At 71.2% G+C, this 20,106-nt stretch carries 23 protein-coding genes; 9 read left to right on the plus strand and 14 right to left on the minus strand.

The genetic code is table 11. The annotated features are described in order from the left end of the window. Positions 1–46: 46 nt before the first annotated feature. The 3 genes from RWH44_RS01185 to RWH44_RS01195 all read right to left on the minus strand — a co-directional run bounded on the left by RWH44_RS01185 (position 47) and on the right by RWH44_RS01195 (position 1,836). Positions 47–511 carry an SIP domain-containing protein gene (locus RWH44_RS01185; protein WP_298874783.1) on the minus strand — a complete coding sequence of 155 codons (465 nt, stop codon included), beginning with the start codon at positions 509–511 and terminating at the stop codon, positions 47–49. Between the two features lie 69 nt (positions 512–580). Continuing rightward, positions 581–1,294, minus strand: coding sequence for a tyrosine-protein phosphatase (locus tag RWH44_RS01190; protein ID WP_316003164.1), 714 nt, complete (start codon positions 1,292–1,294; stop codon positions 581–583). Continuing rightward, positions 1,291–1,836, minus strand: coding sequence for a carboxymuconolactone decarboxylase family protein (locus RWH44_RS01195; RefSeq protein ID WP_298874780.1), 546 nt, complete (start codon positions 1,834–1,836; stop codon positions 1,291–1,293). The genes RWH44_RS01190 and RWH44_RS01195 overlap by 4 nt, the downstream gene beginning before the upstream one ends. A 149-nt stretch (positions 1,837–1,985) precedes the next feature. On the opposite strand from RWH44_RS01195, the gene RWH44_RS01200 reads away from it, so the two are divergent. From RWH44_RS01200 to RWH44_RS01235, 8 genes are all read left to right on the plus strand, one after another. Continuing rightward, positions 1,986–2,909 (plus strand): alpha/beta fold hydrolase, encoded by a 924-nt coding sequence (locus RWH44_RS01200; protein WP_316003165.1) that lies wholly within the window; start codon positions 1,986–1,988, stop codon positions 2,907–2,909. 150 nt (positions 2,910–3,059) lie between these two features. Beyond that, positions 3,060–4,571: an ABC transporter substrate-binding protein gene (locus tag RWH44_RS01205; RefSeq protein ID WP_316003166.1), complete on the plus strand. Its 1,512-nt coding sequence runs from the start codon at positions 3,060–3,062 to the stop codon at positions 4,569–4,571. Further along, a complete protein-coding gene (locus RWH44_RS01210; protein WP_316003167.1) occupies positions 4,568–5,518 on the plus strand; it encodes an ABC transporter permease in 951 nt (316 codons plus the stop codon). The genes RWH44_RS01205 and RWH44_RS01210 overlap by 4 nt, the downstream gene beginning before the upstream one ends. Then, positions 5,515–6,384, plus strand: a complete 870-nt coding sequence (locus RWH44_RS01215) for an ABC transporter permease (RefSeq protein WP_316003168.1) — start codon at positions 5,515–5,517, stop codon at positions 6,382–6,384. Before RWH44_RS01210 ends, RWH44_RS01215 begins: the two co-directional genes overlap by 4 nt. After that, complete coding sequence (locus RWH44_RS01220; protein ID WP_316003169.1) at positions 6,381–7,250, plus strand: ATP-binding cassette domain-containing protein; 870 nt, start codon at positions 6,381–6,383, stop codon at positions 7,248–7,250. The genes RWH44_RS01215 and RWH44_RS01220 overlap by 4 nt, the downstream gene beginning before the upstream one ends. After that, positions 7,247–8,038 (plus strand): ABC transporter ATP-binding protein, encoded by a 792-nt coding sequence (locus RWH44_RS01225; RefSeq protein WP_316003170.1) that lies wholly within the window; start codon positions 7,247–7,249, stop codon positions 8,036–8,038. The genes RWH44_RS01220 and RWH44_RS01225 overlap by 4 nt, the downstream gene beginning before the upstream one ends. 160 nt (positions 8,039–8,198) lie before the next feature. Beyond that, entirely contained in the window at positions 8,199–9,257 is a 1,059-nt protein-coding gene (locus tag RWH44_RS01230; RefSeq protein ID WP_298874760.1) for a M4 family metallopeptidase, read from the plus strand. Continuing rightward, positions 9,244–9,576 (plus strand): protealysin inhibitor emfourin, encoded by a 333-nt coding sequence (locus RWH44_RS01235; RefSeq protein ID WP_298874758.1) that lies wholly within the window; start codon positions 9,244–9,246, stop codon positions 9,574–9,576. Before RWH44_RS01230 ends, RWH44_RS01235 begins: the two co-directional genes overlap by 14 nt. A 21-nt stretch (positions 9,577–9,597) precedes the next feature. Here the strand turns inward: RWH44_RS01235 and RWH44_RS01240 are convergent, their stop codons facing one another. The 4 genes from RWH44_RS01240 to RWH44_RS01255 all read right to left on the minus strand — a co-directional run bounded on the left by RWH44_RS01240 (position 9,598) and on the right by RWH44_RS01255 (position 12,079). Then, positions 9,598–10,209: a GNAT family N-acetyltransferase gene (locus RWH44_RS01240; protein WP_316003171.1), complete on the minus strand. Its 612-nt coding sequence runs from the start codon at positions 10,207–10,209 to the stop codon at positions 9,598–9,600. Between the two features lie 68 nt (positions 10,210–10,277). Next, complete coding sequence (locus RWH44_RS01245; protein ID WP_316003172.1) at positions 10,278–10,964, minus strand: uracil-DNA glycosylase; 687 nt, start codon at positions 10,962–10,964, stop codon at positions 10,278–10,280. Then, entirely contained in the window at positions 10,961–11,446 is a 486-nt protein-coding gene (locus tag RWH44_RS01250) for a phosphoribosyltransferase (RefSeq protein ID WP_298874751.1), read from the minus strand. Before RWH44_RS01250 ends, RWH44_RS01245 begins: the two co-directional genes overlap by 4 nt. Before the next feature lie 84 nt (positions 11,447–11,530). Then, complete coding sequence (locus RWH44_RS01255) at positions 11,531–12,079, minus strand: hypothetical protein (protein ID WP_316003173.1); 549 nt, start codon at positions 12,077–12,079, stop codon at positions 11,531–11,533. A 347-nt stretch (positions 12,080–12,426) separates the two neighbouring features. Between RWH44_RS01255 and RWH44_RS01260 the strand changes: the two genes are divergently transcribed. Next, positions 12,427–13,512: an AAA family ATPase gene (locus RWH44_RS01260; protein WP_298874746.1), complete on the plus strand. Its 1,086-nt coding sequence runs from the start codon at positions 12,427–12,429 to the stop codon at positions 13,510–13,512. Positions 13,513–13,538: 26 nt separating this feature from the next. Here the strand turns inward: RWH44_RS01260 and RWH44_RS01265 are convergent, their stop codons facing one another. The 7 genes from RWH44_RS01265 to RWH44_RS01295 all read right to left on the minus strand — a co-directional run bounded on the left by RWH44_RS01265 (position 13,539) and on the right by RWH44_RS01295 (position 20,061). After that, entirely contained in the window at positions 13,539–13,847 is a 309-nt protein-coding gene (locus RWH44_RS01265; RefSeq protein WP_316003174.1) for an HU family DNA-binding protein, read from the minus strand. 458 nt (positions 13,848–14,305) lie between these two features. Next, a complete protein-coding gene (locus RWH44_RS01270; RefSeq protein ID WP_316003175.1) occupies positions 14,306–14,737 on the minus strand; it encodes a flagellar assembly protein FliW in 432 nt (143 codons plus the stop codon). After that, a complete protein-coding gene (gene flgL / locus RWH44_RS01275) occupies positions 14,734–15,621 on the minus strand; it encodes a flagellar hook-associated protein FlgL (protein WP_316003176.1) in 888 nt (295 codons plus the stop codon). The genes RWH44_RS01270 and flgL overlap by 4 nt, the downstream gene beginning before the upstream one ends. Positions 15,622–15,634: 13 nt before the next feature. Next, positions 15,635–17,041, minus strand: coding sequence for a flagellar hook-associated protein FlgK (gene flgK / locus RWH44_RS01280; RefSeq protein WP_316003177.1), 1,407 nt, complete (start codon positions 17,039–17,041; stop codon positions 15,635–15,637). 3 nt (positions 17,042–17,044) lie between these two features. Next, a complete protein-coding gene (flgN, locus tag RWH44_RS01285; RefSeq protein ID WP_316003178.1) occupies positions 17,045–17,527 on the minus strand; it encodes a flagellar export chaperone FlgN in 483 nt (160 codons plus the stop codon). Positions 17,528–17,659: 132 nt separating this feature from the next. Then, the gene (gene csrA, locus RWH44_RS01290; RefSeq protein WP_298874728.1) at positions 17,660–17,908 is read right to left on the minus strand and encodes a carbon storage regulator CsrA; all 249 of its coding nucleotides are present in this window, start codon (positions 17,906–17,908) and stop codon (positions 17,660–17,662) included. A gap of 92 nt (positions 17,909–18,000) precedes the next feature. Further along, positions 18,001–20,061 (minus strand): flagellar biosynthesis protein FlhA, encoded by a 2,061-nt coding sequence (locus RWH44_RS01295; RefSeq protein ID WP_298874725.1) that lies wholly within the window; start codon positions 20,059–20,061, stop codon positions 18,001–18,003. Between the last annotated feature and the right edge of the window lie 45 nt (positions 20,062–20,106).

Genomic DNA, 20,106 nt, shown 5'->3' on the forward strand with positions numbered 1-20,106 from the left:
CGCCGCACGGCGCGGCGAGCTCACGGAGTGCCCCGCGGGAGCTGACTCAGCGCGCGGTGGCGAGGCCGAAACGCTCGGGCGTGTGGATGGAGAGCGGCTCGACACCGTGACGCGTGACGAGCTCGTCGACGATCTCGGCGGTGCCGAGGTATCCGCCGAGCAGCACGACGCGAGTCGCGTCGTCGTCGCAGCAGAGCATCTCGCCCGCCCAGGCCGAGACGGCGCGGGCAAGGGCCTGACCCGGGGCGCAGGCACGGCCGGTGCCGGGGGCACCGCCGCGGCGCGAGCGGTCGAGCCACGCGATGGTCATGCGGGCGGGGGCGGCGACGCGGCCGATCCACGACGCGTCGGGGACCTCGATGAACACGCGCCCGGTCGAGCAGATCGGCAGCGTCGCCAGCAGCGCCTCGAGCTCGGCGAGAGAGGTCTCGTCGGCGGTCACGAGGTGCTGGACGCGGGTGTGCCGCGACGCGCGGCAGGCCGCGTCGTTGTGCTCGGAGGAGGTGGACATGATGAGGTCGAGTATACCCCCGACGAAGGGTTGCCTAACCTGTGTTCCTCCTGGTGGTCCACGCGTGGATCACTCCACGAGCACCTCGCGCAGGCGGCCGATCTCGGCATCCGTCATCCCGTGTGCGCGCAGGTAGCCGGCGGCGGAGCCGTACGTGCCGTCGAGGTGCGCCAGCAGCGCGCGCATGGCCCGCGCGGGCGAGCGGGTCGCCAGATCCTCGGCGTGCACGTTCTCGGGGTGCAGCGCCCGGATCGCCGAGAGCACCCGGGCGTTGCGACCGGCGGGCAGCAGGGCTTCGGTGCGCGCATAGTCCGCGACGACCGCCTCGGGGTCGACGCCCGCCGCGGCGAGCGCGATACCGACCGTCACCCCGGTGCGGTCCTTCCCGATCGTGCAGTGGACCAGCACCGGCTGATCGGCCAGGATGCCGCGGACGGCGGCGACGACCCGGTCGGCGGACGCGTCGGCGATCTCGGTGTAGAGCTGTTCGAGGCTGAGGTCGCGCGCGAAGAACGAGGCGACCGACCCCAGGAAGAGGGGTTCGTGCTGCACCTCGACGGGCAGGTCGTCGAGGCGGCTGGGGTCGACCGCGAGCTCGCTCTCGTCGCGGAGGTCGACGACGCGGCGCAGGCCGATCGAACGCAGCGTGTCGATGCCGTCGTCGTCGACCGCGACGAGGTTGCCCGAGCGGAACAGCACGCCGTCGCGCGTGCGGCCCTCGCCCGCCGGGAGACCGCCGACGTCGCGGAAGTTGACCGCCCCGGAGACCAGCGACCCGCTCACGCGGTGCCGTCCGCGTGCACGTGCGGAGCGCGGGGCGCCGCCGCCGCGGCGGCTCCCGTCGTCGGGCCCGCGGCAGCCGGTGCACGGGGCGGGACGGGGTACCGGCCGGCGATCGCGACCCGGTTGAAGGCGTTGATGGCCACGAGCACCCAGCTGAGGGCGACGTACTCGGCTTCGCTCAGGATGCCGCCCGCCTGGTCGTACACCTCGTCGGGGATGCCGTCCTCGTGGATGAAGGTGAAGGACTCCGTCAGTTCGAGCGCCGCCCGCTCGCGCTCGTCGAACACCCCGGACTCGCGCCACGTCGCGATCTGGGCGATGACGTCGGCGTCGAGTCCCGCCTTCACGGCGCCGTCGACGTGCACGCGCACGCAGTACGCGCAGCCGTTCAACTGCGAGGCGTGGATCTGGACGATCTCGCGCAACCGGGCATCGATGCCCGCGTCGGCGGCGATCCGGCCCACCGTCGTCGAGAACGCGCGCAGCGCCGCGTACGCCTCGGGAGCCGACCTCGACAGGTGCACACGTCGTTCCTCGCCCATGGCGACAGCCTAGGACGGCCGCGGCCGACCGGCGCGAGAACGACGGCGACGCCCCGGCATCGCTCTCCCACCCTCGGGATCCGACACCTCGTGACGCCGCGCGGCACCGTGGTGGCGGCATCCGGTCGACGGATGACAGGCTGAACCCCATGCCCGAGCTCGACGAGTTCTCGTTCCTCCCCGCCCAGGCCGCCGATCTCGGCGCCGTCGTCCCCGCCGTCTCGCGCGTCGACCTCGCGCTCGCGGACGGGCGTCGGCTGAGCGGGTTGCGGTGGGGCGCCGCTCCCCCGGCAGTGACGCTGCTGCACGGTGCCGGGCTGAACGCGCACACGTGGGACACGACCCTGCTGCACCTCGGACTCCCCGCCCTCGCGCTCGACCTCCCGGGGCACGGCGACTCCTCCTGGCGCGACGACGCCGCCTACGTCGCGCGTGTCCTCGCGCCCGACGTGGTGCGCGCGCTCGAGACGTGGACCGACGGGCCGCAGGTGCTGGTCGGCCACTCGCTCGGCGGTCTCACGGCGGCGGCCGTGGCGGCATCCCGTCCCGATCTGGTGTCGCGGCTGGTCGTCGTCGACATCACCCCCGGCGTCGACCCGAGTGCGGGCCCCGCGCAGATCCGCGCGTTCTTCGCGGGTCCGACCGACTGGGCGTCGCGAGAGGAGCTGGTCGAGCGGGCGCTGTCGTTCGGGCTCGGGGGGTCGCCCGAGGCGGCCGCGCGGGGGGTCTTCCTCAACTCCCGCGTCCGCGACGACGGGCGCGTGGAGTGGAAGCACCACTTCGCCCACCTCGCCGCCGCGGCCGCGAACGCGGGCACCGACGCCACGACCCCGGATGCCGTGCGCGCGGTGCTGGCGGAAACGGGCTGGGACGACCTGGCGCAGGTCGACGCGCCGCTGACCCTCGTCCGCGGAGAGCGCGGTTTCGTCACGGCGGCGGACGCCGAGGAGCTCCGGCTTCGGGTGCCCGCAGCCGAGGTCCGGGTGCTCCCCACCGGTCACAACGCTCAAGAGGAGGACCCCGCCGCCCTCTCCGCGCTGATCCACCAGGTCGTGCTCGACGCCGCGCACTGAGCCGCTCCACCCCCCTGAACGACACGTCACAAACGGCCGCGCACCGTCACACACGACGGTAAGGGAATGCGGGTGAAAGTAGGCTGTTCCCACTCCTGCACGGCATCCACAGCACTCGGATGCCATCGGCCTGCGAAAGGACACCCCGCAATGCTGCGCCGCACCGCCCTCGCCACGAGCGCGCTCCTGATCGGAGCGCTTCTGCTCACCTCCTGCACCGGCACCACCACCTCGCCGGGACCGACCGGCGACCCCGACCCGAACGCGACCCTCACGGTGCGTCTGTCGCTCGAGCCGTCGAACCTCGACATCCGCCGCACCAGTGGCGCGTCGCTGGAGCAGGCGCTCATCGACAACGTCTACCAGGGCCTCGTCACCCGCGACAGCGACCAGGACAACGCCGTCGTCCCCGCCCTCGCCACGGAGTGGGAGGTCTCTCCCGACGGCCTCACCTACACCTTCACTCTGCGCGAGGGTGTGACCTTCCACGACGGCAGCGCGCTCACGGCCGACGACGTCGTGACCTCGTTGCAGACGGCCAAGGACGACGCGACGATCCAGAACAGCTCCGATCTCGCCGGCGTGAGCTCGATCGCCGCTCCCGACGCGACGACGGTGGTGATCACCCTGGCGCAGCCGAACATCGACTTCCTCTTCGCGATGACCGGCCGCGCCGGGCTGATCTTCAAGAACGGCGACACGACGAACTTCCAGACCGCGGCCAACGGCACCGGCCCGTTCCGCGTCGAGAGCTGGAGCACCGGTCAGAGCCTGACGCTCGCCCGCTTCGACGAGTACTGGGGCGACAAGGCCGGCGTGGCGGAGGTCGTGCTGGATTACATCCCCGACCAGAGCGCGGCCACGAACGCCGCCGTCAGCGGCGACGTCGACGTCGCCCTCGAGATCGACCCCGAGCTGCAGAGCCAGATCGAGGGCACCGGTAACTTCACGATCGAGTCGAGCCTGACCACCGACAAGGGGACGCTCGCCTTCAACAACGCGAAAGCACCGCTGAGCGATCAGCGCGTCCGCGAGGCCCTGCGGCTCGCGATCGACCACGACGCCCTCGCCGAGACGCTCGTCACGGCGCAGCCCCTGAACGGGCCGATCCCCCCGCTCGACCCGGGCTATGAAGACCTCACCGGCAGCATCTCGTACAACCCCGACCGCGCGCGCGAACTGCTCGCCGAGGCCGGCGCCGAGAACCTGAACCTGACGTTGACCATCCCCAACGTCTACCCCGGCACCCTCGCGACCTTCCTGGTGTCGTCGTTCGCCGACGTGGGCGTGACCCTCAAGGTCGACCAGGTGGACTTCTCGACCTGGCTGACCGACGTGTACACGAACCACGACTACGACCTGAGCTTCGTGCGTCACGTCGAGGCGCGCGACTTCGGCAACTGGGCCAACCCCTCGTACTACTTCGGTTACGACAACCCCGAGGTGCAGAGCCTGTACGCCCAGGCGCTCGCGACCACCGACGAGCAGCAGTCGTCCGACCTGCTCTCCGAGGCCGCCCGCATCGTGGACGACGAGGATGCCGCCGACTGGCTGTTCCTGTCGACCCCGCGCACCGCGGTGTCCACCGCCGTGGCGAACTTCCCGAAGAACTCCCTCAACGTGCGTCTGCCGCTGGCGGGCGTGACGGTCGCGGCGGAGTGATCCGCTACACGCTGACACGGCTGGGCCTGCTCGTGCTGGGCCTGGCCGTGGCCAGCGTGCTGATCTTCCTCTCGCTCCGGGTGCTCCCCGGCGATGTCGCGCAGCTGGTCGGGGGCACGCAGGCGAGCCCCGATCAGATCGCGGCGCTGCGCGAGAGCCTGGGCCTGAACGCACCGCTGTGGCAGCAGTACGCGGCGTGGATCGGCGGCCTGTTCCGCGGCGATCTGGGGACCTCGCTGCTGACCGGGACACCCGTGGCGACCGAGCTGCTCGACAAGGCGCAGGTCACCGTGCCGCTCGCGGCGATGTCGTTGACCGTTGCCGTGGTGGTCGGCATCCCGTTCGGGGTCCTCTCGGCGCTCGGGCGTCGCCGGGCCGGGGGCACGGCGCTCAGCGTCGGGGCGCAGGCCCTCGCGGCGGTCCCGGTGGTGTGGGCCGGCATGATGCTCGTCGTCGTGTTCGCGGTGTGGCTGGGGTGGCTGCCTCCCCAGGGCTTCCCGCGCGCCGGGTGGAGTGATCCGGGTGCCGCCGTGCGCGCCCTGATCCTGCCCGCTCTCACGATCGGCGTGGTCGAGGGGGCGATGCTGCTGCGCTTCGTGCGGAGCGCGACCCTGCAGGCGCTCGGCGAGGACTACGTGCGCACGGCCGCGGCGAAGGGCCTCACCCGCACCCGCGCGCTGCTGCGACACGGCCTGCCCAACGTCGGCCTCTCGGTCATCACCGTGCTGGGTCTGCAGATCGCGGGCATCATCGTGGGCGCCGTCGTGATCGAGCAGCTGTTCACGCTGCCCGGGGTGGGCCGCATGCTCGTCTCCGACGTCGCCGCGCGCGACCTGCCGAAGGTCCAGGGCGAACTGCTCGCCCTGACCGGCGTCGTCCTGATCGTCGGCGCGGTCGTCGACCTCGTGCACCGCCTGATCGATCCCCGCCAGCGGGAGGCCGCATGAGCACCCTGAGACGCCTCCTCGCGCTGGGCACCGGCCGTTTCGGCATCCTGGTGGCGGGTCTGGTCGTGCTGATCGCGCTGATCTCGCTCGTGTGGACGCCGTTCGACCCGGGAGTGGTCGACGTGCGCAACCGCTGGGCCGATCCGTCGTGGCCGCACGTGCTCGGCACCGACAACAGCGGACGCGACATCGCCAGTCTCCTGATGGCGGGGGCGCGCACGACGGTGGTCGTGGCGGTCGGGGCGGGGATCGTGGCATCCCTCCTCGGCATCGCCCTCGCGGCCCTCGGGGCGCTCACCGCCCGGTGGGTCCGCGAGAGCGTCGCGGTGCTCGTCGACATCCTCGTGGCGTTCCCCGTGCTGATCATCGCGATGATGATCTCCGCGGTCTGGGGCGGGTCGCTCGCGGTGGTGATCTGGTCGGTGGGCATCGGGTTCGGCGTGAACGTCGCCCGCGTCACGCGGCCCGAACTGCGGCGGGTGCTGCACAGCGACTTCGTGCTCGCCGGTCGGGCCGGCGGCCTGTCGACGTGGCAGAACCTCACCCGGCATCTCCTGCCGAACGTCGCGCCGGTCTTCATCGTGCAGCTGTCGTGGGCGATGGCGGTGGCCGTGCTGGCCGAGGCCGGCCTGTCGTACCTCGGCTTCGGCGCCCCGGTCACCCAGCCGTCGTGGGGCGTGCTGCTGAGCGATCTGCAGGCGTACATCGCCGTGCACCCCCTCACGGTCGTGTGGCCGGGATTGGCGATCACCCTCACTGTGCTCGGACTCAACCTGCTCGGCGACGCTCTGCGCGAGGCCGCCGACCCCACCCTCGCCGAACGCACCCCCTCGGCGCGGACGCCCGTTCCGGGAGTGGTCGCATGAGCCTCGCGGTGAGAGACCTCCGCGTCGAGATCGGCGGGCACCCGGTCGTGGACGGCGTGTCTTTCGACGTGCCCGACGGCGCCCGGGTGGGGCTCATCGGCGAATCCGGTTCGGGCAAGTCGCTCACCGCTCTCGCGATCCTGGGCCTGCTGCCCGAGGGCGCGCGCGCCACGGGCAGCGTGCGCTGGAACGACCGCGAGATCCTGGGCCTACCCGACGCCCAGCTCGCGACCCTGCGCGGCGACGACATCGGCATCGTGTTCCAGGAGCCGCGCACGGCCCTCAACCCGATCCGCACCGTCGGCCGCCAGATCGGCGAGTCCGTGCGGATCCACGAGGGCGTCTCCCGCCGCGAGGCCCTGCGCCGAGCGGTCGTCGAGGCCGAGCGGGTCGCCCTCCCGGATCCGGAGCGACTCGTCTCGCGCTACCCGCACCAGCTGTCGGGAGGGCAGCGTCAGCGCGTCGCGATCGCCATGGCGCTCGCCTGCCGCCCGCGCCTGCTGATCGCCGACGAGCCGACGACCGCGCTCGACGTGACGATCCAGGCCGGCATCCTGTCGCTGCTGCGGACCCTGGTCGAGGACGCCGGGATGTCGCTCGTGTTCATCACGCACGATCTCGCGGTGCTGGCCCAGGTCGCGACCCACGCCGTCGTGCTCGAGCACGGCCGGGTGGTCGAGGACGGCGCCGTCGACGATCTGCTGCGCGCGCCGTCGTCGCCGGTCACCCAGGCGCTGCTGCGCGATGCGACGGCGACCCTGTGGCATCCGGAGCGCTCGGCCTCCCGCGCTCCGGCGTCGGAGGGGACGGATGCCGGCACCCCGGCGGCGACGGCGGACCGCACCGACGGCGAGGAGGAACGGTGAGCGACACGGTGATCCGCGCGCGCGGGCTCTCGCGCGACTACCTCACGCCGCGGACCCGCGGCTTCGGCCGGGCCGAGCGGACCGCCGGGCTCACGGACGTCGACCTGTCGGTCACGGCGGGCTCCTCGGTGGGGATCATCGGCGAGTCGGGCTCGGGCAAGTCGACCCTGGTCCGTCTGCTCCTCGGGCTCGACGTTCCGAGCGCCGGCAGCGTCGAGGTCGAGGGGCGCGCCGTCGACGGCCGCGGGTCGGCCCGCTCGCTGCACTGGCTCCGCCGCGCGACGGGCATCGTCTTCCAGGATCCGTACGCCTCGCTCGACCCGCGCATGAACGTGGGGCGCATCGTGGGCGAACCGCTCTGGGCGCTCGGCATCGAGGGCGACCGCCGGGCGCGCGTGCGCGAGGTGCTCGAGCAGGTGGGGCTCGACGCCGACATGGCGGCGCGCTTCCCGCACGAGTTCTCGGGCGGACAGCGCCAGCGCATCGCCCTCGCGCGGGCGATCGTGCACCGCCCGCGCATCCTCGTGGGCGACGAGCCGCTCTCGGCCCTCGACGTCACCGTGCGGGCGCAGATCCTGCGCCTGATCGCGCGGTTGCGCGCCGAGGAGCAGCTCACGCTCGTGCTCGTCTCGCACGACATCGGCGTGGTGCAGAGCATCTGCGACCAGGTGGTCGTGATGAAGGACGGGCGCATCGTCGAGCAGGGGCCCACCGAGAAGGTGCTGTTGCAGCCGCAGGCGGCCTACACCCGCCAACTGCTCGCGTCGATCCCGACGCTGCCCGCCTGAGACCCAGTCCCGCCGGGACTCGCGGCGTCCGGGGTCGCACCCTGTGCGGCCTCACACCGTCTCCCATCGCGGCTCCTCCCCCGCCCGCGAGGATGAGAATCCCCCACAGGTCGCGATCAAGGGATGCCGCGATGTCGGGGGTCGGCGTTAGCCTCGCCCCATGACCCCCGGTATCGTCCCTCCGTTCCTGCTCGACCGCCTCGCGCAGACCGACGACCCCCGCCTCGCGCGGGCGGCGGCCGCCGCGCGGAAGACCCTCGCTCTGCCGCGTCCGCCGCGGCCCACGCGCACGCGCCTGCGCCTGTCGATCGAGGGCGACGCCCTGGTCGCGGAGGCCGGTCCCGCCCCCGACCGCATCATCTCCGACGCCGCGAACACCGAGAACCTGCCGGGGCGCCGCGTCCGCAGCGAAGACGACGCCCCCACGGGCGACAGCGCGGTCGACGAGGCCTACGACGGCCTCGGCGAGACGTACGACTTCTTCTGGGACGCCTTCGCCCGCGACGGCATCGACGCGGCGGGCGGGTCGCTCCTGGCGACGGTGCACTACGGCGACGACTACGACAACGCGTTCTGGAACGGGGAGCGCATGGTCTTCGGCGACGGCGACGGCGACGTGTTCGTCGGGTTCACCCGTTCGCTCAGCGTCATCGCCCACGAACTGGGTCACGGCGTCACGGAGGCCGCCGGAGGGCTGGAGTACGAGGGGCAGTCGGGTGCGCTCAACGAGTCGCTGTCCGACGTGTTCGGCGCCCTCGCCGAGCAGCATCACCGGCGGCAGCGCGCCGACGAGGCCTCGTGGCTGATCGGTGCCGGGATCTTCGCCGCCGCCGTGCAGGGCGAGGCCCTGCGGTCGATGAAGGCTCCGGGCACGGCGTACGACGACGACGTCCTGGGTAAGGACCCACAGCCCGCCCACATGCGGGACTACGTCGAGACCGAAGACGACAACGGGGGCGTGCACATCAACTCCGGCATCCCGAACCACGCGTTCTACCTCGCGGCGACGGCCCTCGGCGGGTTCGCCTGGGAGCGCGCCGGGCTGATCTGGTACCGCACCCTCACCGGCGGAGAGCTGACGCCCACGGCCGACTTCGTCGCCTTCGCCTCGGCGACACTGCGCACCGCCGCCACGGAGTACGGTGAGGAGTCCGAGGAGGTCGCCGCCGTCCGGGCCGCATGGGCCGGGGTCGGCGTCGTGAAGGATGCCGCAGCCTGACACCGAGACCGTCGAGCCCGAGCGTCTCGTCGTCGTGGTCGTGCGCTCGGGCGGCATCGCGGGACTGTCGAAGCAGTGGCGCGCCGAGCCCGAACCCGCACGGGTGCCGCACTGGCGGGAGCTCGTCGAGCGTTGTCCGTGGGATGCCGCGGAGGCGCCGTCGACGGGTGCCGACCGGTATCAGTGGCGCATCGAGGTGCATCGCGGCGATGACGCGGTTCACCAGGCCCGCCTCGGCGACGGCCAGATCGAGGGACCGTGGCGAGTGCTGGTCGACGAGGTGCGGCAGGCCGCGTCGCCGTCGTCACGCGGCCGCTGAGGCTCTGCCGACCGCGGTCGATCAGCCGAACAGCTTCCGCCGCTTCTTCTTCGACGGGATGCTCTTCTGCAGGTAGACGACCCCGAGCCAGCGTCCGAACTTGAAGCCCACGCGTCCCATCCGACCGACCTCGGTGAAACCGAGCTTCTCGTGCAGCGCGATCGAGGCGTCGGCGCCCTTGTCGCTGATCGCGGCGACCATCTCGCGGATGCCGAGCTCCTGGCAGGCGGCGATCAACGCCTCGAGCAGCGCCCGACCGAGGCCTTTACCCGCGGCCGCCTGTCCCAGGTAGATCGAGTTCTCGACCGTGTAGCGGTACGCCGACTTGGACTGCCACGGCTGCACGAGCGCATAGCCGAGGATCTGGCCGCTGGGCGACTGGGCCACGAGGAAGGGAAGGCCGAGCTTGTGCAGGGTGGCGAACTTGTCGCGCCACTTGGCGATCGACCAGGCCTTCTCATCGAAGGTCACCACGGAATTGCGCACGTAGTAGTTGTAGATCTCGCGGATGTCGGGGATGTCGGCCTCGGTGGCCGGGCGTATCTCGAACGAGAAGGGCCGCTCGGGTTCGGGTGCGCGCCGCAGATGTGCGGGCAATCGCCGACGACTCTTCTCGTACTCCTCTTCCAGCACCCCGCCACTCTACGGGCGCGGCGGTTTCGGGCGTGTGTCCGCCGCCCGTGGCGGCGACGCCGCGGGCCTCAGGCCGGGATGCGCCAATCCACGGCGTCGGCGCCCTGCTCCTGCAGCAGAGCGTTCACCCGCGAGAAGGGGCGTGAGCCGAAGAAGCCGCGGCTGGCCGACAGCGGCGACGGGTGCGGCGACGACACGGTCGCCGTCGAGCCCAGCAGGGGCGCGAGGTTCATGGCATCCCTCCCCCAGAGCACGGCGACCAACGGCTGATCGCGCGCGACGAGCACCCGGATGGCGTGCTCGGTCACCCGCTCCCAGCCCCACCCGCGGTGGGACGCCGGCTGCCCGGGGGCCACGGTGAGCACCCTGTTCAACAGCATCACGCCCTGCGAGGACCAGGCCGAGAGGTCGCCGTGCGGGGCGGGGGTGATGCCGAGGTCGTCGTGCAACTCGCGGTAGATGTTCGCCAGGCTCCGCGGGAGCGGGCGCACGTGCGGGTCGACCGCGAACGACAGACCGATCGGATGCCCGGGCGTGGGGTACGGATCCTGACCCACGATGAGCACGCGCACCGCGTCGAGGGGAGTGCGGAAGGCCCGCAGCACGAGATCTCCGGCCGGGAGATAGGGCGCGCCCTCGGCGCGCAGACGCTCACCCAGGGCCGCGATGTCGTCGGCGACCGGGGCGAGGGGCTGCACCCACGAGGCGTCGATCAGCCCGGCATCCGCCAGTTCGGCGAGCAACTTCGCGGTCACGCCGCGTCTTCTTCGTGCACCGACCCCTGATGCGACCACGGGAAGTCGATCCAGAGCGAAGTGTCCTTCCAGGCGTAGTCGGGCTGCACCACGGTGGTCGGCTTGGTGTAGATGACGGCCGAACGCGCCTCGGCGCCGTGGCGGTCGAGCAGTTTGATGGCCAGGTCGAGGGTGCGACCGCTGTCGGCGACGTCGTCGACGAGCAGCACGCGACGCCCCGAGAGGTAGGACAGATCCAGCGCCGGAGGCAGCACCTCGGGGGCGTCCAGCACCGTGCCGATGCCGGTGTAGAACTCCACGTTCAGCGCGCCGCAGTTCTTCACGCCGAGACCGTAGGCGATCGCCCCGCCGGGCAGCAGACCGCCGCGCGCGATGGCCACGACCACCTCGGGGTGGAATCCGTCGGCGACGATGGCGCGGGAGATCTCCCTCGTCGCGATCCCGAAGTCGTCCCAGCTCAACCGTTCGCGTTCGTCAGCCACTCGAAGGCCCCTCTCATCGTCTCCCCTCACCCTAGAGCGCGCGGGATGCCGCGCCCGCCCGAGGACGACGGGGCGGGGCGCTCCTCACGGCCGCGAGCCCACGGGCAGCAGCATCGCCGCGGTACCGGGGATGTCGACGAAGCCGATGCTCGCCCAGTGGGCGCGACGCTCGGCGACGTCGGCGGGATCGACCACCGGCCCGCCCGCCGAGGGAGGGAACGCCCCCGCGAGGAGGATGGCGATCGTGTCGCCGTCGAAGACGCGGGCGATGCCGCGGACGAGGGTGTGGCTGACGAGCGAGCCGATCGCGGCGTCGTCGACATCGACGGAGGAGATCACGCACAGGCTGTCGGTGAACAGCGACGACTCGTCGATCATCGAGATCAGCTCGCGATCGGTGAAGGCGGATCCGATCGACGACAGGTCGGGCACGGCTTCGAGCAGTTGCTCGGCCCAGGACGGGTCCGCGTAGTGGACGCGGTGGAGTGTCGCCGCCGTCAGGACACGCGTGGCCGCATCCGCCTCGTCGCCCGAGTGGATGACCGCGCGCCAGACCTCCGGCTCGATGCGTCGCGCGTCGATCCGGACGGTGAGGCGGAGCGCCATCGCCCCGATATCGGTGTCATCCTGCATGGGCCCCCCAGAGGTGGTCGCGCGTCACCCGTGCGCCTCCTCTCGTCATTCGCTCCATCGTTTTCCGTTCGTCGTCGAAAAGCGCACCGGAGGATTCCGCGAAAGTCGCGCATCGTCGGCCACGGTGTGCGGCCCGATGACGGCGCCTTCGCGTTTCCTCTCCTTTTCGAGTCGTTTCGCGCCCCCCGACGCTCCGCCGTCCCGACAGCGCACCGCTCGTCATTGCTTTACCTCAAATGGTGTTGCGGCACGCCTTCCGGGGCTTACATTAGAAAGTACTCATCTCATTCTTAGGGTATTGACAGCCCTTTCGGAACGCCCCTTCCCCCCTAGAGGAGCACGACCACGTGAGCAGCACCTACATCGAGACCGGCGGCCAGGTCCGGGTCTACGATTCCGCCGTGAAGGCTCACGACTCCCTGCCTCTCGGCACCTATCGCGTGCGCTTCAGCAGCAAAGAGGGCTTCAGCCTCGTGCGCACCGCGGATCTCGCCGTCGGCGCAGAGAAGGTGTACGGGCAGCGCGAGGCGAAGGTCGACAAGATCTTCCGCACCTACGCCCGGCTCGACCGCAACCTGGGCGTGATGCTGTCGGGCAACAAGGGGCAGGGCAAGTCGATGTTCCTCCGCATGGTGGCGGAACGCGCGATCGCGCAGGAACTCCCGGTGGTCCTGGTCACCGAGGATGCCGACGGCATCGTGGACTTCCTCGACACCCTCGACGAATGCCTCGTCATCTTCGACGAGTTCGAGAAGGTCTTCGCATCCGGCCGCGGTCACCTCGCGGAGCCGAACCGCCAGAACCAGTTCCTCACCCTCTTCGACGGCATGTCGTCGGTGCGACGCATCTACTGCGTGACGGTCAACGACGTGCAGGACGTCAGCCACTACATCGTCAACCGGCCGGGCCGCTTCCACTACCACATGCGCTTCGACTACCCGGGCCCGGACGAGGTGCGGGAGTATCTCGCCGACCAGGCGCCGCACGCTGCGGCATCGGAGGTCGAGAACGCGGCTCTGTTCTCGCGTCGTGTGAACCTCACCTACGATCATCTGCGCGCGATCGCGTTCGAGATGAACCATCCCGAGGCGAAGTTCTCGGAGATCGTCGAGGACCTCAACATCAAGGCGATCGAGCCGAGCACCTATCGCGTCGAGGCGAAGTACCTCGACGGGACGATCCTGGCCGACGAATCGGTGCTCAACCTGCACGAACGCGGCGACGTGCGGCGCACGATCGAACTCCGCAGCACGCAGCGTGCGCTGTTCTTCTCCTTCGCCCCACGCGATGTCGTGTTCGAGGACGACGGGAGCATCTCGATCCCCGTCCACACGATCGATGCGATGGACGAGGACGAGGAGATGCCCGACGAGCTCCCCGCGCGGATCACCCTCACCCTCGTCGGCCAGACCAGCTACTCGTTCGATCGCTGACCCCCGCGGCCCCGCGCGGGCCGGGACTACGTGTCGTCGCGGGAGCGGGGCGGAACCGTCACCTTCTTGTTGACTTCCCGGGTCGCGGAGAACTTCAGCACCGCGTAGTCGTCGACCTGCCCGCGGGCGTGCGCGTCGTCGCGGATGTTCAGGACGACGTTGTGCCCCTTGTGCGGCTGGGCGTAGAACTTGCCGAACCCGGTCAGGGTGACGCGGTTGCCCGCGTTCACCAGGTCGAGGATCTCCTCGAAGATCGCGTCGTAGGCGAGCTGGGTCGTCCGCAGGGACAGACCCGCGCGCTTGGACACCCGCTGGACGAACTCGCGCTTGCTCACCTTGGGCTCATCGGACCTCGTGACAGGCATATCTCACCATCCATTGCTCTTGCTCGTGAACGAGCGTATGTGTCGCCCCTGTGACCGGCGTCGGGGTTGCCAATCGGGGACGACAGGTGGACCGTGCTGCGACGCGGACTCGGATCCTTCGGGTGAAGACGCCGGCGGTACGCGTCGTCGCCCGCCGACGCGGCCCGTCTCCATGAGCGCGACGGTCGATCCGGCGGCGCGTGCGCGACGCCGAGCTCGCCGCCGTCGCCCCTCGGATCGAGGTCACGTACCGCGGGCTGACTCCGCCCCGCGCCCCTTCGGGAGGGCGCACACCGCATTCGGGTCGCGGTGCTGGGTCGGTTTCTGCTCGTTTTCGTGATGATCCTAGCGCCTCGGAGCTCGTCCCGGGCGATTTTTTCGGCGACGAGGACACGCCGCCGGGCACGCGGCCCGCGGACGGACGACCGCTAAGCCGCCCCCAGCTGCGCGCGCAGCGGGTAGGACGTGTCCTCGAAGATGATCTGCGCCGCCGCGCCCGTGCGCTCGTTGAGCAGGACGGGCGCGCGCAGGTTCACGAACACCCCCTCGTCCGAGGGGTTCGCCACGACGAAGACGCGGACGGCATCCTCGTCGGAGCCGATCTCGTCGCGCATCCCGGCGGTGATACGGGGGTGATACCCAGAGACCACCGTCGCGGGGTCGACGAGGAACAGCCGTACCTCGTCACCCGTCGAGCGCAGGGTGTACAGCCCCCGTGCCCCCTCGATGCGCGTCAGCCGGAAGGACGTGAGCGGGCCGAGCCCGGGAGGGGACGACGCGAACTCGACGTCGAGATCGCTGATCTCGGCGGGGGTCCCGGTGGCGGGGGTCCCGGTGGCGGTCGTCGTAGCGGTGGTCATCGCAAGAACTCCAGGAGATTGGTCTGCAGGCTCTTGGCCGTCACCTGCAGGGCGGATTGGTATACGAGCTCGGCGGACTGCAGCGCGATGTAGACCTCGAGGGTGTCGACGTTCTCGACCTCGGCGCGGCGGGCCTCGAGGTCGACCCCGAGACCGGTGTTGGCGGCCGACGCCCGCTCGATCTGGGCCTGCCGCGCCCCGGCGACGCCGCGGGCGGTCGTGAGGTCTTCCAGGTGCGCATCGATCGTCGCCAGTCGCGGTCCGACCTCCGCGCCCGCGCGCAGGTCGGCCGCGATCCCCCGCAGAGCCGCGAAGACGCTGTCGGCGCCCTGCCCGAAGACCTGCGCGCCGTCGAGGTCGACGCGCACCTTCTCGCCGTCGGAGACGCGCCGCTCGACCCCCGCGCCGCCCGCCCCCGAGAACGCGAAGGTCGTCGGATCGAAGGCCGACCCGCTGTCGCCGGTTCCGGCGAAGACGGTGCGTCCGAGCACCGTCGTGTTCGCCTGCGACAACAGCTCGGTGCTCAGGCTGTCGAGCTCGGCGGCGATCGACTCGCGGGCCGACGCGCTCAACGCCCCCGAGTTGGCCCCCTGCGCGGTGAGGTCGCGCGCGCGATTGAGCAGGTCGATGCTCGCTCCCAGCGCCGTGTCGGCGGTGGTGACCCAGGCGAGGCCGTCGGTGATGTTGCGGGCGTACTGCGACACGCGGGCCTGCTCGCCGTGCACCCCGAGGATCGCGGCCGCGACCGCCGGATCGTCGCTGGAGGTGCGGATGGCGCGTTGCGAGGTCGCCTGGTCCTGCAGCCGCGCCCGGTCGGCGAGACCCGCCTGCAGGGTGCGCAGCGCCTGCTGGTTGACGGTGCTGCTGGTGATGCGTCCGATCATGGCCACTCCGGGGTCAGCGGCCGACGAGGCCGACGCGGTTGATGAGCAGGTCGAGGGCTTCGTCGACCGCGGTCAGCACCCGGGCCGCCGCCTGATAGGCGGTCTGGTACTTCAGGAGGTTGATCGTCTCCTCGTCGCCGTCGACCGACGCCTGCGACTGCTGACCGCTGATCGCCGCGATCGCGCTGCGATCCGCCGTGTCGGCGCGCTGGACGTCTCCCCCGACCGCCACGCCGAAACCCGTGACGAAGCTCGACCACGTCGCCGACGGACCGGTCGACGACGACCCGAGCACCGAGATGCGGTCGGCGATCGAGGTGTCCAGCGCCCCCGCTCCCGGCGCGGCCAAAGCGAGCTGATCGAGCCCGGTGGGCACGACCCGCAACCCGCGCGAAGCCGGGCCCGTGGCATCCACCGAGAAGAAATCCCCACCGGCGGCGCCCGTCGCGGTCTGGCCGGACCGATGGATGTCGTTGACGGCGGCGGCGAGCGCGGTCGCGACGGCGTTGTAGGCGTCGGCCACCGCCGCCAGCGTGCCCCCCTCGGATGCCGGTGCGAGAACGCTCAGCGCACCCCCCACCGACCCGCCGGTGATCGCGACCGCGACGTCGGGGCGGTCGGTCCAGGAGACCGTGATGCGGGCCGGGTCGGTCAGCTCGCGCGGCCCCGTCACCGCCAGGGTGCGGCTGGCGTCGCCGGCGACCAGCGCATTGCCATCGAGGCGGAGGGTCATCGTGCCGTCGTCCTCGAGGCGTCCGGTCGCCCCCACGACGGTGGACAGCTGCTGCGCCAGGGTGTTGCGCTGGTCGATGAGCTCGTTGGCCGAGCGCCCCGACTGGAGCGCCGTGCGGATCTGCCCGTTGAGGGTCGCGACCTGGGCCGCCGTGGCGTTGACGTCGGCGACCTGGCGGTCGATCTGGGCGCGCAGGTCGGTCCACTGCCCCACCACGCTGTCGTAGCCCGAGGAGATCTGCGCGGCCAGCACCGTGGCGTTGGTGAGCACCACCTGCGCCGCCGCGGGCTCGGGGGTGTTGGCCAGGTCGGACCAGCCCGCCCAGAAGCGATTGAGGTTCGCGGCCAGACCGTCTTTCGTCGGCTCGGCGAGCACGGCCTCCGCGCTGCCCGCGGCCGCGGCGCGCGTCGACCAGAACCCGGATGCCGACAGCGCATCGCGCACGCGCGCGTCCAGCACCTCGTCGCCGAGCCGTGCGATGCCCGTCACCGTGACGCCGCCGCCGACGCCCAGGCCCGATCCCCACGCGGCGACGGTTCCGGGAGCTGCGACCGAGGTCTGATCGATGCGTTGGCGGGTGTATCCGGGCGTGGTCTCGTTGGCGATGTTCTGCCCGGTGACGGTCATCCCGGCGCGCGCCGCCGCCAGGCCCGACGCGGCCACCTGGAGCCCTGCGAAAGTCGACATGCCTCAGACCTGCACGTCGAGCAGACGCGATCCGGCACCACCGACGAGCGCCCCGCTCGCGGCGTACTCCCCGGTGGGCTCCCCCAGTCCGGCGATCGTCTCCTGCGTCACGCGCAGTGCCGTGCGCAGGTGCTGGTTGACGGCGTTCCTCTTCTGCGCGATCTCCTCGGCCAGACCGGTCATGACCGCGTGGTGCGAGCCCATGACCTCGCGCCAGGCCTCGGTCGGGGCGATCTCGACGAGCTCGCGCAGCGTGGTGGCCTCCGGAGCGCCCCACTGCGTCGCGACGTCGACGAACATCGTGTCGCGCAGGATCGCCCCCGAGGCGAGGGCCTTCGCGACCCGCTCGACCTCGGACGTGGCGTGCTGGACCCAGCGCGTGCGCCCGGTCGTCACGAGCATCTCGAGCTCCTCGAGCTTGAACAGCATCAGCTCGAGCAGTTCGCGCTGACGCAGCAGCTGCATGCTCAGGTCGGTGGCGGCCACGGAGTCTCCTCGTTCGGGTCGAGTCCTCGTGACAGGTGCACCCGTCACGACAGCCACTATCGCGACGACGCGGGGCACCAGTAACCCGCGGCGCCTCCGGCCCGCGCCGCGTCGGGGCGACCGCCGCGCGCCCTACTCGGTCGGCGTCGACGCGCGCAGCGCGCTCAGCAGCGCGCCCTGCGCCTCGTCGGAACGGGCCGCCGTCAGGGCGTCGTGGTTCTCGGAACCGACGGCGACCACGATCTCGCTGCGATGGATGCGGGTGTCGCGGGGCGCGTCGATGCCGATGCGCACGCCCGTCGCCGTCACCCCCAGCACCGTGACGGTGACGTCGTCGCCGATCATGATGCTCTCGTTGGGGCGTCGTGTGAGTACGAGCATGTCGGAGTGACCGCCTTCCCTGGCTTCTGCGCGGAGCGCCGTCCTGCCGACGAATATACCTTTTCCGCTCGATCACGAGCGGATTCCGCGCCTTACGGGGAACCGATGGCGACCTGCTCGAGGCGCACCACGCCGACGACGTCGGTCGCGAACCCGCCGATCGCGGCTTCGTCGTACGACAGGATCGGCATCCCCGCGACCTGCCCCGACACCAGGGCGCGTACTCCCTGGCGCAGCGAGGGCGCGCACACGAGGATCGGCTCGGCGCCGGCCGGGTCGAGTTCGCCGACGGTGCGGCGGATGCCCTCGAGCAGCTGCATCGTCGCCTCGGCGCTCAGCACGATCTGCGGGCGCCCCTCCACCTGACGCAATCCCTCGAGCATCTGCTGCTCGAGCACCGGGTCGAACATGACCACCCGCAGACGACCGTCGCGGGCGAACCGCGCCGCGATGGCCGGGCCGAGTGCGCTGCGCGCGGCCTCGACGAGCGAGGGGATCTCGGTCGACGACTTCGCACGGAGGGCGAGGGCCTCGTAGATGCGTCCGAGGTCGTTGATCGACACCCTCTCGGCCAGCAGGCTGGCCAGCACCCGCTGCACCACGGCCAGAGGCAGCAGGGTCGGGGTGAGCTCGTCGACGGCCGCGGGATTGGACTGTTTCAGGTGCTCGGTGAGCTGACGCACGTCTTCGAGCGAGAGCAGCCGGTGCGCGTGCGCGTGGACGATGTCGGAGAGGTGGGTGATGATCACGCTCGACCGGTCGATGACCGTCGCTCCGGCCAGGTCGGCCGCGTGCGACATCTCGGTGCGCACCCATTTGCCCTCGAGACCGAACACCGGGTCGACGACCGGCGTCCCGGGGAGGCTCTCGAGACCCGTCCCGAGCGCCAGCACGTGCCCGCGCGGGACGATCCCCCGTCCCGCCTCGACCCCGGCGACGAGGATGGCGTACGTCTCGGCGGGCAGTTCGACGTTGTCGCGCGTGCGCACCGGGGGCATGAGGGCGCCGAGTTCGAGGGCGACCTTGCGCCGCAGCGCCTTCACCCGGGTGAGCAGGTCGCCCTGCCCTCCCGCCGCCAGGTCGACGATGTCGGGGGCGAGCGAGATCTCCAGCGCGTGCACGCGCATCGTGTCCATGAGGTCGTCCGGCCGCTCCGCCGCGGCCTCGACGGCGAGCTGCGCCTGCGCGTCGGCCTCGTCGGCCGCGGCGCGATCCGCGTTCGCCTTCACGCGCGACGCCGCGAACAGCAGGACGGCGCCGATCGCGAGGAAGGCCAGGAACGGCATCCCCGGAATGAGCCCCATCCCCAGGGCGGCCATGGCCGTGATGATGAGCGCGTTGCGCGACTGGAGCAGCTGGCGCCCGGCGGCGCGGCCGAGCTCGGCCTCGGCGTTCTCGCGCGTGACGATCATGCCCGTCGACACGGCCATCAGCAGCGCCGGGACCTGGGTGACGAGCCCGTCGCCGATCGTCAGCAGGCTGTAGGTCTCGAGCGCCTTGTCGATGCTCATGCCGTGCATCGTCATGCCGATGACGATGCCGCCGGCGAAGTTGATGACCAGGATGACGATGCCGGCGATCGCGTCGCCCTTGACGAACTTGCTCGCTCCGTCCATCGCGCCGTAGAAGTCCGACTCCGCGGCGACTTCGGCGCGCCGTCGACGGGCCTCCTCGTCGGTGATGAGGCCCGCGTTCAGGTCGGCGTCGATGGCCATCTGCTTGCCCGGCATGGCATCCAGGGTGAAGCGGGCCCCGACCTCCGCGACGCGTTCCGCTCCCTTCGTGACGACGACGAACTGGATGACGGCCAGGATGAGGAAGATCACGGCACCGATGACCAGCGACCCGCTGATGGTGATCTGACCGAACGCCGCGATGACCTGGCCGGCGTGCGCCTCGCTGAGGATCAACCGCGTGGATGCCACGTTCAGACCGAGGCGGAAGAGGGTCGCCACCAGCAGCAGGCTCGGGAAGACGGAGAAGTCGAGCGGCTTCTTCACGAACATCGCCGTGAGCAGGATCAGCAGCGCGAAGGCGATGTTCGACACGATGAGCACGTCGAGCAGCGGCGCCGGGATCGGCACGATCAACAGCAGGATGATCCCCACGACGCCGAGGGGCACGGCGCCCTTCGACAGCACTGCACCGATCATGATCTCCGCTCTCTCCTGGTGTTGCGATATCCGAATCGGTCCGTC

This window comes from Microbacterium phycohabitans, assembly GCF_032464935.1.
In the GTDB taxonomy this organism is placed as follows: Bacteria; Actinomycetota; Actinomycetes; order Actinomycetales; family Microbacteriaceae; genus Microbacterium; species Microbacterium phycohabitans.